Source organism: Alcaligenes parafaecalis (genome assembly GCF_026344135.1).
Taxonomy (GTDB): Bacteria; Pseudomonadota; Gammaproteobacteria; order Burkholderiales; family Burkholderiaceae_B; genus Alcaligenes; species Alcaligenes parafaecalis.
Genome location: NZ_JAPKNA010000001.1, coordinates 101527 through 114659 on the forward strand (window position 1 = coordinate 101527; position 13133 = coordinate 114659).

Annotated in this window: 6 protein-coding genes; 3 read left to right on the forward strand and 3 right to left on the reverse strand. The window is 57.0% G+C overall.

The features are described from left to right. The first annotated feature begins 174 nt into the window (after positions 1-174). Positions 175-936 (forward strand): RNA polymerase sigma factor FliA, encoded by a 762-nt coding sequence (locus tag OSH09_RS00490; RefSeq protein WP_222668568.1) that lies wholly within the window; start codon positions 175-177, stop codon positions 934-936. A 174-nt stretch (positions 937-1110) separates the two neighbouring features. On the opposite strand, the gene OSH09_RS00495 is transcribed toward OSH09_RS00490, so the two are convergent. From OSH09_RS00495 to OSH09_RS00505, 3 genes are all read right to left on the reverse strand, one after another. Continuing rightward, positions 1111-4263, reverse strand: a complete 3153-nt coding sequence (locus OSH09_RS00495; RefSeq protein ID WP_266119783.1) for an O-linked N-acetylglucosamine transferase, SPINDLY family protein — start codon at positions 4261-4263, stop codon at positions 1111-1113. A 159-nt stretch (positions 4264-4422) separates the two neighbouring features. Next, positions 4423-5499, reverse strand: coding sequence for a FliC/FljB family flagellin (locus tag OSH09_RS00500; protein WP_266119784.1), 1077 nt, complete (start codon positions 5497-5499; stop codon positions 4423-4425). 310 nt (positions 5500-5809) lie between these two features. Continuing rightward, the gene (locus OSH09_RS00505) at positions 5810-7906 is read right to left on the reverse strand and encodes a PhoX family protein (RefSeq protein ID WP_266119785.1); all 2097 of its coding nucleotides are present in this window, start codon (positions 7904-7906) and stop codon (positions 5810-5812) included. Between the two features lie 511 nt (positions 7907-8417). Between OSH09_RS00505 and OSH09_RS00510 the strand changes: the two genes are divergently transcribed. Beyond that, entirely contained in the window at positions 8418-9896 is a 1479-nt protein-coding gene (locus OSH09_RS00510) for an SrfA family protein (protein WP_266119786.1), read from the forward strand. A gap of 16 nt (positions 9897-9912) precedes the next feature. Further along, positions 9913-13131 (forward strand): virulence factor SrfB, encoded by a 3219-nt coding sequence (locus tag OSH09_RS00515; RefSeq protein WP_207873801.1) that lies wholly within the window; start codon positions 9913-9915, stop codon positions 13129-13131. Positions 13132-13133 lie beyond the last annotated feature (2 nt).

Here is a 13133-nt window from a genome sequence, read left to right on the forward strand (position 1 = left end):
CGTTCCAATTACGGCACCCTCGCGCGTATCTTTAGGAAGGATTTTGCTTTTTGCCCGGCATGGGCCCGGTTAAAGCCTGAATAAGATGGCGAAAGACTGTTTGATTTGGGGACTGTGAGGGCAGGCGGGCAGGCAAAATAGCTCAATCTTTATTGTCCGGATTCGTGCCCGTCCATGCCTCGTTCAGAAGACGTCCTGGTTGAGCAGTACGCCCCATTGGTGCGCCGCCAAGCGCTCCAGCTCGTGTCGCGCCTGCCACCCAGTGTCGAGCTGGATGATCTGATGCAGGCTGGCATGATGGGCTTGCTCGATGCTGTGCGCCGTTACCAGGTCGTGGCCGAGGCCCAGTTCGAGACCTACGCGGTTACCCGAATCCGCGGCGCCATGCTGGACGAGTTGCGTAGCCAGGACTGGCTGCCACGCAGCGTGCGTACCAAAGCCCGCCAGATCGAAGTGGCTGTCAGCACCTTGCGTCAGGAACTGCTGCGCGAACCCACCGAGCCGGAAATTGCCGAAGCCCTGTCTTTGAGCATGGACGATTACTACGAGCTGCTGGACGAAGCGGTTGGGGTGCAAGTCATTCACTATGAAGACTTGAAGCGTCATGCCGATCCTTCAGCCGATGCGCTGGAATTCCTGGAAGACAGTACGCGTGAGCAGGCTTACTTCGATAACCCGCTGAACCTGCTGACCTCCCAGGGATTGCGTCAGGCACTCATCACTGCCATCGACCAGTTGCCTGAGCGTGAAAAACTGCTGTTCGCGCTGCAATTCGAGCAAGACCTGAATCAGAAAGAAATTGCTCTGGTGCTGGGTGTGACCGAAGGGCGCGTATCCCAACTGCGTAGCCAGGCCGTGGCCCGTATCCGAGCCAGTTTGGCAAAAGACCAGTGGGATGCCATCTCTGATAGCGCGGAATTTCAGGTGCTTTTGTAAGCCTGCCTTTCGCGGGCAGCCGACCTTTTCCCTTTTTCTGACTAACTATATAAGAGCCGTTTCCTGGCTCTTGTGTGTTTGCGATCGTCTGGTGTTTTTAAGCCTTACTGAATACGGCTAGCTTGAAAATCTGGCCTTTCCCACCCTTCAGCGGTAGGAAAGGCCGAATTTGTTTTAGCGATAGTCTTGCTGGAAGGTCGCTTTCAAACTCTGCAAACGTTCCCGATTAAGCTTGGCCTTGATTTTGAACAGGCCCGCCGTCTCCACGGTTTTCTCTGCGTCCAGGAACTCCAGGACTGGCTTGTAGTAGTCGCGGTTCCAGAAGTCATGGATGAAGATCCGCGCCGAGCTGGGATCTCCTTTTTTGAGCACGTAGTCGATGCTCTCCAGTGTGCTGGCCACGCGGAAGCGGCCGTCGACCAGGATCAGGTCAAAGGGCAGGTCCTGGGTGTGGATGGATTGGCTGTAGTTGGGGAATTGATTCGCTGCGCGCAGGTCCACGGGGTAACCCCATTCTTTGGTGGGACCAATGTCTACATGATTCACCTGGCAGGCATCACCCACTTCGGCGCGCAGTTGCTCCAGCCAGCGGCGGTCGCTTTCCACTCCGTGAACATTCAGCCCCATGCTGGCGGCCAGTTTGGTGGAGCCGCCGCTACCGAATTCGTAGTAGTGCTGGGCCTGATCCAGGCAAGACTCGAAAAACTCGATCTCGGCGGCGGTCATGGCCGGGATGTTGGGGATGGTCATGCTGGGCAGATTGCGCAAACGGGCCTGCTTCAGATATTCCTCGGCTTTGGGGTGCTGATGCTGTGTCAGCAAGCGCTGTGCGTAGTCCGGGGCTCCAAAGTACGCGTGAAGAATAAACGCCAGTTTTTCCAGACGCTCGACAGGCAGGTCTTGTGTATTACGCGGCAGGAATACGGCAATAGCCGAATGGGTGCGGCTGCCATTGTGGCTGTCTTTGAGCTGGGCGTCGGTGTAGCCGCTCTCGCAGTCAAAGGCCATGAGTGTGTAGAACTTCAGGCCATGCGGTGTGAGCAGATCACGGGCCTGCGACAAGTCCAATTGCTGGGCGTCACCTGGTGCAAAATGCACCTTGATGGAAACGGCCAGGACGTCTTTCAGGGTCTGACTGGCGTTGGTGAGCAGGGCGTGATTGTCGTAGTTGTCCGCCAGCATCAGCCAGTCGATGGCCGCGTCTCGCTCCAGATCGTCCAGGCGGATGGAGGGTAGATCGAACTGCGCCAGTGCCTGGCTGGCCTCCATGACGGGGGCTAGGGTGCCGCTTTGCCGATTGTCCAGACGGGCCTGAAAACTGACTGCGCCGCCATGTCCCAGCACGGCTTGCTGAACGATTTGCAGTCGGTTGCGGTTCAGGGGCAGGAGCAAATCTTGCGTGGTGGCGGCGGGATCGAAGCAAATCAGATGCAGGGCACCGGTTGCGTAAAGTTGCTCGAATTTAGCGTCCTGCACCAGTCTCGCGCCGTGATCAATGACGACAACAGGGTGCTTCAGCTCGAAACTGAAATCTTGTGTTCCAGAGGCTTCCTGCAAGGGCACGGCAAGTTGGGCGCTGTCCTGATCCTCAAAGCGAAGCTGGTGATCATGCTGAATGCTCAGGGCAGCGGGTGCCAGCCCGTCGCAATGCCGTTGCCAGATGGCGTGCAAAGCCTGACGCAGGGATTGAGCAAAAGCCTCGTGGTTGCAGACGGGAGAGTTCAGAAAGACCTGACGCATCTCACTGCGCAGGGAGGCCAGCAAAGCATGATCTTCAGCCAGCATGCAGGCCAGGGAGACGTAATGCTCCCAGGACTGGGCAACCAGTTGCGGATAACCGGCGTTGCTGATGTGGCTGGTGGAGTGTCGGCTGGCAAAGGTGGGGCCGGGCAAGGTAATGACCGGGGCACCCATCAACATGGATTCCAGTGTGGTCAGCCCGCCCGAGAAGGGCCAGGGGTCCAGAGTGATATCAACGCGGTTATAGGTTCTGAGCAGTTCCCGGTGATTGGATTGCCCCTCAAAGTCCAGGCGCTCAGGATCAACTCCTTGGGCTTTAAAACCGTCCTGGATTCTTTGCTTGAACTCCTCGCCTTCGTACAAAGAGCCTTTCAGCAATAGGCGTGCATTGGGCACCGCCGTCAAAATAGCCGCCCAAGCCTGAATGGTCGCTTCATTAATCTTGTTGGCGTTATTAAAGCAGCCAAAGGTAATGTGACCATTTTGTTCGATGGGGGCGGGGCCGACTTCTGGCACGTAGAACGGCGGCATATAGCTGATGTAGCCGTTGGGCATGCGAATCAGCTTTTCTGTGTAATCCGAGTCGGTGCCTTGCGGGCTCTCAAAGCGGTCCGAGATCAGGTAGTCGATATAGTCCAGACCCATGGAGTTGTTCAGGCCACCTACCCATTTCACAATCAGCGGGGCTGGCTTCATGGACAACATGCGCAGTCGAGTGCCTTTGTGATAGCCACTCATGTCGATTAGGATATCGATACGGTCACGACGAATTTGCTGATTGAGCTGATCATCGCCCAAGGCCGCGGTTTCGCGCCAGGCGTGGCAATGCGCACGGAGCTGCTCGGTGACGTCGTCAGGCTTGTCGGTGCTGCTGTAGGCGTACAGCTTGAATTCATTTTTGGATAAACGGGTCAGCGAGCCACTGGTCATGCGGGTGACGGGGTGATTGCTGAAACCATCAGAGAGCAAGCCGATACGCAGCGTACGTTTGGCGATGCGGCGCGTGTCTGCCGCCGCGTGCAGGGTGTAGGCGAAGCGCTTTTGCCAATCCTGTTGCAGTTGGCGAATATCGGCCAGATCCAGATTCGGGTTGAAGTGCTCGTCGGTAATCACCTTGCCCAGAATCAGATCGTTCTTGGGGTCCTGGTGATGAGCCTGGCGCAGCAGCTTGCGCGAACCGTCCAGATCACCGCGTTTTGCATGCAGCTCGGCCAGTTTGAACAGGGCCACGGCGCTGGGCTTTTGTTTGATTTCTTCTTCAAGCAGCGCTTGGGCGGCCGTATAGTCCCGGCAAGCCACATACACATCTACTGCCAGATCGCGTGCTGCCAAGTCTTTTTTCAGTTTGAGTTGGGGCAGGTAGCGGCGTGCCTCTTGAGGGCGTTTGTCGTTGATCAGCGCCTTGATGATGAGCGACAGGCTGGCCTGATGCTCGGGATGGTGGGCAAGCAGTTCTTCCAGCGTGGCAATGGCGGCAGGGAACTGGCTGCCATTGAAAAGCTGGAGGGCATCTTGGTAGCGCGTATCGGGGGACACAGGGCGGGCAGAGGAGGACATGGCGTGATAGGGATCTGAAGTCTCGTTCAAATCTGGCTAGCATACCGGTCGGGCCTTGTGGTCAATGCGTGAAATAAGCCGGTTTTTCAGGCCTTTGCGCCAAAAAAAACCGGATATTGCAGGCAATATCCGGTTTTCGTGCAACTGGCCGACAAGATAAACCTGTCGGCCCGGCATGTAGCGGCTGAATTAACGCAGCAGCGACAGAACCGTTTGTGGAACTTGGTTGGCCTGGGCCAGAACCGAGGTACCAGCTTGTTGCAGGATCTGAGCACGAGTCATGTTGGAGACTTCGACTGCGTAGTCGGCGTCTTCAATACGCGAACGCGAAGCGGACAGGTTAGTAACCGTGTTGTTCAGGTTGGCGATGGTGGACTCGAAACGGTTCTGCACAGCACCCAGGTCGGAACGCAGGTTGTCCACGTCTTGGATGGCGGCGTCGATCGATGCCAGAGGAGCGACCAGCGACAGAGTTTCTTTGTCGGTCACTTCAGCGCCACGAGCCACGGAGATGGTGTTGGCGGTTGCGTTGGCGGTGATGGTACCAGCAGCGTACACCTTGCCTTCGTGCAGGATGTAGTTGGTGGAAGTTGCACCGGTAGTTTGAGTCAGAACGCTACCACCGCCAGTGGCAGTAACCAGCGTGTTGGCGTTACCCATTTGAGCAGGAACGGCCGTGCTGGTGGTGCCCGAAGCAGCTTTCATTTCGTGCTTGGTAGCGTCGAATTTCTTGGCCAGCTTGGAAACGTCCAGATCTTTCAGGTTCAGCGTTTCGGAGTCAATCTTCTTCAGGTTAACCGAGATGGTTTCGCCGTCGTTGGCGCCAACTTGGATAGCCAGGGATTGGTCTTTGGCCAGAACTTTCACACCGTTGAACTGAGTTTGTTCGGAAACACGGTTGATTTCAGCCAGACGCTGGTTGATTTCAGCCTGGATGGAATCCAAGTCAGTTTCGGAGTTGGTGCCGGTGGTAGCTTGCACGCTCAGAGTACGGATGCGTTGCAAGTTGTTGTTGATTTCGTTCAGCGAACCTTCGGTTGTCTGAGCGATAGAGATACCGTCGTTGGCGTTGCGGGAAGCTTGGCTCAGGCCGTTCACGTTCGATGTGAAGCGGTTGGCAATAGCTTGGCCGGCGGCGTCGTCTTTAGCGCTGTTGATGCGCAGACCGGAGGACAGACGCTCAATGGATTGACCCAGTGCGCTTTGCGATTTGCTCAGATTGCCTTGGGCAACGAGGGAAAGCGAGTTCGTATTGATAACAGACATGGTAACTCCCGATGTTGAGTAGAGCGGCGAAACGTTTCGCCCTTTGCCCAGGAAAGCGTTGGCGTTCTGCTAGGCCCCGGGGGGCTGATCGCGCATTCGACACACTGCGTTCTTCCTGTACAGCACCATTAACGGAAGGGGTAAAAAACTCTTTAGGGGCCTGTTGAGAAAATTTTCTCGATTTTGTCTTGAAGCCTTGATTGATGCGGCTTAAAGAAAAAGGCGAGGCCCTCTATTGACGGCCCCGCCTTGCAATAACTTTAGAAAAAACGGACCAGGGCGGATTCAAACAGCGAAACCGCCCATGCTGTTACACAGCAATAGGCTTGCCATCCGCACGTTGGATGACGACGGTCGAAGAACGCGGGCGTACCGTGTTCATGCTGACAACCGTGGCGTCATGGGTGTCGTAAGCCGGCCAGTTCACGGGGTGCTGGATATTCAGAAACAGGCTGGTGTGGTCCGGGGTCATGGAAAAGCCGGTAATTTCGGCTTCGTTAGGCCCCACAAAGAATCGGCGCAGATCCGCCTGGTTGTTGGCATTGATGGCCGGGCCTGTACCACTGCTATCGGCCAGAGAGCCAGGGATAACGGCCAGCATCTGGTCGTTGGTTGCGCGGGCTACGTTGTTCTTGCGTCCGCCGTCGATGCCGTTGTCCGTTTGAATCCACAAGATGCCACGGCTGTCGAAACCCAGGCCGTCCGGGCTGGCCAGTTGGTTCAGGTCAGTCAGGCCGGAGCGGTTGGTGTCAGCGTTGGCACCCGAGTCCGAACCAAATACAAAGATGTCCCACTTGAATTTGGTGGAGTTGGCTTCGTCGTGCCAGCGAATGATGTGACCGTTGACGTTGTTCAGGCGCGGGTTGGCGGCGTTGGTGCCTGTGGACGCGTTACGGCTGGTGTTATTGGTCAGCGTCAGGTAGATGTCGCCGTTGCTGGGGTGGGTGGCCGTCCATTCCGGGCGATCCATTGGGGTGGCACCCACAAAGTCGGCTGCACCACGGGTGTTGATCAGGATTTCTTCCAGGGTTTTGAACTTGTCAGACAAGGTGCCGCCATCCTTGCCTTTGGTCGAGCCCGTCAGAGCCAGCCATTCGCCCGAACCGTCTTCGTTAAAGCGGGCGACATACAGCGTGCCTTTGTCCAGATACTTGGCGCCGACGGCCAGGCGGTCTGTACGTGTGGCATCTTTCGGGTCCCAGTTGGCTTCGGACACGAAGCGGTACACGTACTCAAAGCGCGAATCGTCGCCACTATAGAAAGCCAGGGGTTTGCCAGCTTCCGGTTTGCTGTAGGCGCAGCCTTCGTGAGCGAAGCGACCCATGGAGGTGCGCTTGGTGGCAATGCTGCTGGGGTCGTAGGGGTCGATCTCGACCAGGTATCCAAAGCCGTTGACTTCGTTGCGCCAGTCTTCCATTGCGCTGGCGCCGGTTTCGGTCACGTTAAAGCGGGCGAATTCGCCCAGGACTTCAGAAGGATCTTTGGCAGCCGTTTCCCATTGGTAGCGGCCAACGGGGCCAGCCGATACGCCAACGCGCTGCTGGTGTGCCGGGCGATTGCCGGTGTTCACAAAGCAGGCTGCCCAATTCTCTTCAGCGGTGATGTAGGTGCCCCACGGAGTCGTGCCGTTACCGCAGTTGTTGTTGGTGCCGCGCACTTGCGTGCCGTTGGGCGAGAAGGGGGTCTTGACCCAGTCCGTGCCACCAACAGGGCCAGCCAGTTTCATGGCGGTGGCAGAGGTAAAGCGACGGTTGTAGCGCGAGTTCTGGACGATGTCCCAGCGGCCATTGCTGCGACGAATGTGGATGATGGCCACGCCGTGAGCGTTGATTTCCTTGCGTACTTCTTCAGCAGGGCGTTTGCCTGCAAGCAGGGTCGGACCCTTGGGGTGCAGGGCTTTTTCATCAATGTATTCGTGGTTGACTGCCAGCAGGCCCTCGATAGAGCTGCCTTCCAGGGGGAAGAAGTGCATGCCGTCATGGTGCATGCCCATGGAATTGAGCAGGTCGTTGGAGCTGTTATTGCCGTTCTTGTCCCAGGGCAGGGCATTGTCATTGATCGGCGTGCCCCACGGTGCCAGCACATGGGCGATGTAGCCGGGAGGCACCACACAGCCGTCGGTCATGGAGGTGGGCAGGGATTCAAAACCCAGTTTGACGCTTGCGGGTAGTTCCGGGTCTGGATTGGGGTTGGGATTTGGGTTTTGACCGCCGCCATTATCAGAGGAGGAACCCCCTGTGCTGCTGCTGTCACAGCCTGCCAGACCCAAACCGGTCATGGTGGCCAGAGCCGCTGCCAGACCACCACGCATCATGGCGCGGCGAGACAGGCTCTTTTCCAGGATTTCACTAAAAGGGGTGTTCTGACTGAGGTTGCGTACAGTCTTGTCGGAAATGTGTTTGCTCATAGTGATGAATAGCGCCAAGGCTGAGTTGTGGGGGGGAGCGCTCATCCTAGAGGGTCAAAGTGAAAGGTCTATGACAACTACCTGAATGCCATGAAGGTGATGTTTTTGTGGGGATAGGGCCAGGTGCTGCGTGTTCAGCCTGAAGGGGCTGGGCAGCGGACAGGGCGGCAGACTGGTGTGGATAGCCTCTTTTCAGCGGGGAGATGTGGCGAGATGTGGCATTACGTTTGATTCAAAAAATCAGTGATTTGGGTATTTGAATAATATCGGGTTTGTTTTATGTACAGGTCCGTACATTTTTTAGTTCTTTCATCCGAAAAGCAGTCCGGCCTTTCTCTATCTATTTAGTACACAAGGACTAAAACGACTTTTGTTATTTCACGGCGTTCAGGAATCTTTCAGCTTTGCGGCGCTGTTTTTCATTGTGTACACCCTATGAATGGGCATTTTCCAGGGGCTTTGGGACTTCCTATTTGATGTACTATGTTTCTTTTTTTTCTTCGGGAACTCAATGAAGCAAGGGGTTTTACTGCGCAGTGGCCGTGCCGATGCTTTTATGGCTTTAGGTGAGGGCGGCCGACCGGTATTTCGCTCCGCTTTACAGTTGCGAGAAGCTTTGCGCCGTCGGGCAGGCAACTTTGCCGACCATCTGGCGATTCCGCAAAGCAATGAAACGGGTTCCACGCTGGATTGGTACAGCCCTGTTTCGGGTCAAGTGGTTCCCTGGACTGCTGCCACCGAGCAGGAACGTGAAGAAGGCCTTAAGCAATTAAGCGCTTTTCAGGCTCGCCTGAACGAGATGGCGCCTGCCATGGATGCCGAAGAACAGGACGCCTTGGGCGACAAGGCTTTGTTTTCCAGCTTGCTGCGCCGCGTTCTGTATTTCCCGGACGACAACTTTGTTTATCTGGTCAACGGCAAGCCCGTGTTGACCTTCTGGGGCTTTTTGCACCACGGTGCCGATCAGGGCCAAGACCCCCTGCTGCCCTTGATGCCAGCCCCCAAAGCGGCTCCTGTTATCGCGCCTGCTGTTGTGCCGCCGGTCGAGCCTGTGGTGGCTCCTGTGCTTGCACCCGTTGCGGCTAGCTGGTGGTCTCGTTGGTGGTGGCGCCTGCTGGCTTTATTGCTGCTGCTGGCCTTGCTCTTGTTTGGTCTGCGCTGGTGCACGACTCCCGTGGTGCCAGATACACCCTTGGGCTCCTTGACCTCCAGCGTAGGCAGTTACTTGCCCGAAAAAGTCCGTAACTGGTTAGGTTGGTCCTTGCCCAAACTGGATGCTGGCGCGCTGCTGCCTACCGGGCGTGTCGATGGTACGGGTGTGGTGCCAACTGGCACCGTGCCTGTCGCGCCGGGTGCTGGCGTAGCGCCGGGCCTTGAAGCACCGGGGGCGGCCGCTCCCGGCCTGGAAGCGCCTGCAGCACCTGGTGCGCCAGATGCCGCACCGGCTCCCGATGTGAATCCGTCTGCTCCACCCGCCGAGCCCACGACCAATCCTGACGCTAACCCCACACCGCCAGAATTGCCCCAGGACCCAGCGGCTCCGCCTAGCGATCCTGCTGCGCCCCCAACGCCTGATACCAGCCCGGCTGCGCTAGGAGCGGCGGCCCCCCCTCCCGGTTCTTTGGTGGTTCCACCGGATGCCCTGCAGTCCGGCAAGATGGACTTTCTGAATGGTCAGTGGGCGGCCCGCATGGGTGTGCAAGACAGCCAGACTGGCAAACCCGTACAACTGCAATACCAGTTGAAGGACGGCGCAGGCAATGTTCAGATCAAGCGTGGCGACGGCGTTCAGTGTGAAGCCCCCGTATCTGCTTCGTCCGAGCAGGGCCGTTTGATTTTGAATGCCAATTCCGCCGCAAAGTGCACGGACAATGCCGCTTACGATATGCCCAAAATTGTGTGTGACCCCGGTGCAGCGGGCGCAGCCGCCCAATGTGCGGGCATGTACGGCTCCAATGCCTTTCCTTTGATCTTGCAGCAATCCGAATGATGAGTGCTTGAATCTTATGTTGCCTGAATTACTCAAACACGATGGCTTGGTTACTTTGATCGAAAACACCGGAGTCCAGTTCATGGACTTCGGTTTTGACATCAATGCTCCCACTTTGGGCAGCAAGAAACTGGGCACCCTGAGCCATACCTTTTTCAGCACGAACGGCCAGAACTGGCGTTTCCTGTTTGAAGGCCTGCAGTTCGGCCAGGAACAAACCCTGTTCCACCAGCCTGAAGGCGAGGTTGGGGTGTATCAGGGTGGGGCTCGCAATGATCAGGAATGCGATGTTTCCCTAAGCCGTACCCTGGACCTGTTCGACGGCCTGTGGCTGCCTGTGCCGTATGTGCGCTTTGTGGCACCCCATCGCTTTGATAATGGCCCAGCCAGTTGGAGCCGCTTGCGCGTGGTGCGTCTGGAAACGCCAGATCGCGATGGCAATACGCACCGCATTACCGTGGCCTGCGACACCAGCGTGGTGGATCTGACCGAGGGCGCGGCCTATCTGGCCCCCTTGCGTGAAGACATCAATGCCGGTGCCTTGTTCCGCATTGCTTGCGACAGCGCCCATATGGACTGGTTCCTGAACCGCGACTGGGTGCAGGAATGGCTGCTGGAAGTCTATAAGGACAACGTCAATAAAACGCGCAATATCGACTTTGGCGAAGACATTAACGCCTTGCGTTCGGCGCAGTTGCACTTCTTGAATCTGCTGGGCTTGTTCGCGCCACCGCATGAGTGTGTGGAAGGGCGTTCGGAAGCCTGGGTGCGTTTGCCAGACATCAAAGTGCTGGCCGCCAACTGGCAAAGCGAGCAGGTCATTCCTGTGGACTTGGTGCTGGACGTCGGCAACTCGCGCACCTGCGGGATTTTGATTGAAAACCACGGTCAGGACGACTCGGGCTTGCGGCAGAACTATGTGCTGCAACTGCGCGATTTGTCCCATCCGCATCAGGTGTACAGCAAGCCCTTTGAAAGTCGCGTGGAGTTTGCGCAGACGGACTTTGGCAAGAACCACTTGTCCCTGAAAAGCGGACGTCCCACGGCCTTTTCCTGGCCCACTTTGGTGCGTGTCGGGGATGAAGCGGCCCGTCTGGCTGCTCGCCGTCGCGGAACCGAGGGGACGACTGGCCTGTCCAGCCCCAAGCGTTACTTGTGGGACGAAAACGAATACAAGCACGGCTGGCGTTTCAGCCAGCAGTATGACCGCTCTGATGCTGAGCCGCGTGCCCTGGCGGCACCGTTCTCCCTGCATATCGACGAGCGCGGTGAAGCCCTCTACACGCTGGAAGAGGACGACCGCCTGCCCGTTTTTGAGCCTTTCTATTCCCGCAGCTCGGTCATGACTTTCATGCTGACCGAAGTGCTGGCGCAGGCGCTGTTGCAAATCAACAGCCCCGCACAACGGGTACGTCAGGGGCACTCCAACAAACCCCGTCGCCTGAGCAATATTGTCTTGACCGTGCCTCCCGGCATGCCATTGGTCGAGCGCAGCTTGCTGGCCGAACGGTTGCGTCAGGCCATTGGCCTGCTGTGGACCAGCATGGACTGGTATCAGGGCGAAGAAGATCCTTACGGTCTGGAGCCGTCCGAGTCGGGTCGCATGCCAGAAAACTTGCGTGTGCCGCTGCCCGAGTTTCGCGTGGAGTGGGATGAGGCCACCAGCTCGCAACTGGTCTACTTGTTTACCGAAATTACGCAGAACTTTGCAGGCCATGCGGATGAGTTCTTTGATGCCGTTGCCGCTCCCTATAAAGAAGATCGTGAAACGCTGACGCTGGGCATTATTGATATTGGTGGTGGTACGACCGATATCGTGATCAGCGACTACACCTTGCGTCGCCCGGCCGGGGCGGGTGGTGGCAGTAATCTGACCATCTCGCCCAAGCAGCGTTTCCGCGACAGCTTCCGGGTGGCCGGGGACGATATCTTGCTGGATGTGATTCAGCGCTATGTTCTGCCTGCCTTTGAAGATGCCTTGAGCCATGTGGGTGTTGAAGACACGGACGTGTTCTTGTCGCGTCTGTGCGGCAATGAAAAAGCCGATGCCGATAAAGCCGTCTTGCGTCAGCAACTGGCCTTGCAGGTCTTTGTGCCCTTGGGCCTGGAGTTCCTGAAACGCTACGAAGCTTACGATCCGCATGACGACCCACGCGCCATCCAGTCCTTGCCGTGGGGCGAGCTGTTGGAGTTCGAGCACTTGCAGGGTGATCAGGCCAATGCACCGCTGTCCCATGCCTCCGCCGGGTCTGCCGATGCCTTGCCGCGTGTATCCAGCAAAGTCGTGCAGTACGTTCTGGACGAGCTGCATAAACATGCGGGCAAGCGGGTGGAGTTTGAACTGGCGCAGGTCGAGCAGCCCTTTGATCTGGCTCATCTGCATCAAGGTCTGGTCAGTGGTTCTCTGAACATTAATGACCCTTTGCGCGCCTTCTGCGAAGTGCTGAGCTACTACGATTGCGACATTGTGCTGATGGCCGGACGCCCCTCGCGTCTGCCCGGAGTACAAGCTTATGTGCGCTCGCAAATGCCGGTGTCGCCTGCGCGACTGCTGCCTTTGCACAATTACCGCACAGGTAGCTGGTATCCCTTCCATACCAATGGCCGGATTGACGACCCCAAGAGCACGGCCTCGGTCGGCGCCATGTTGTGCCTGCTTTGCTACAACATGAATATTGACCAGTTCAATTTCAAAGTATCGAATCTGCGTCCCCGTTCCACCCTGCGTCATATCGGGATTATTGACTCCAATAATCAGATCAAGGATCAGGACATCGTCTACAAGGACGTGCTCCAGATGGACCCCGATACGCGCGAGGAAATGGTCACGCTGGAAAGTGTCAGCAGCGAAGATTCCGACGGCTATCACCTCTTGATGCAGGGCAGTTATCTGCGTCTGGGTTACCGCCAATTGGATGTTGAGCGCTGGCCTGCTTCGCCTTTGTACTACCTGCACCTGAACGAAAAGGTGCGTCGCCAGATGGCCGATGCGCCCGATGATGATGGTCAGTTGCCTTCCATGGAAGTGACCTTGATGGTGGATAAGGCGTCCCAAGGCGGGCAAGGGCGTCGCTTGATTAGTGATCGATTGAAGATCAAGAATTCGGCACCCCGAGATTTCAAATTAAGCGGTGTGTCCAAAGGGGCCGTCCGAATCCAGCTCAACACCATGCTGGAAGCAGGCCTGGGTGATTCTCCATATTGGCTCGATAGTGGGAGCGTAGTGCTCAAATGATG

What these genes read in the sequence shown, in the direction of transcription:
- OSH09_RS00505 (WP_266119785.1), bottom strand. Translation starts at nt 7,906, where the DNA reads ATGAGCAAACACATTTCCGACAAGACTGTACGCAACCTCAGTCAGAAC.
- OSH09_RS00510 (WP_266119786.1), top strand. Translation starts at nt 8,418, where the DNA reads ATGAAGCAAGGGGTTTTACTGCGCAGTGGCCGTGCCGATGCTTTTATG.
- OSH09_RS00490 (WP_222668568.1), top strand. Translation starts at nt 175, where the DNA reads ATGCCTCGTTCAGAAGACGTCCTGGTTGAGCAGTACGCCCCATTGGTG.
- OSH09_RS00515 (WP_207873801.1), top strand. Translation starts at nt 9,913, where the DNA reads ATGTTGCCTGAATTACTCAAACACGATGGCTTGGTTACTTTGATCGAA.
- OSH09_RS00500 (WP_266119784.1), bottom strand. Translation starts at nt 5,499, where the DNA reads ATGTCTGTTATCAATACGAACTCGCTTTCCCTCGTTGCCCAAGGCAAT.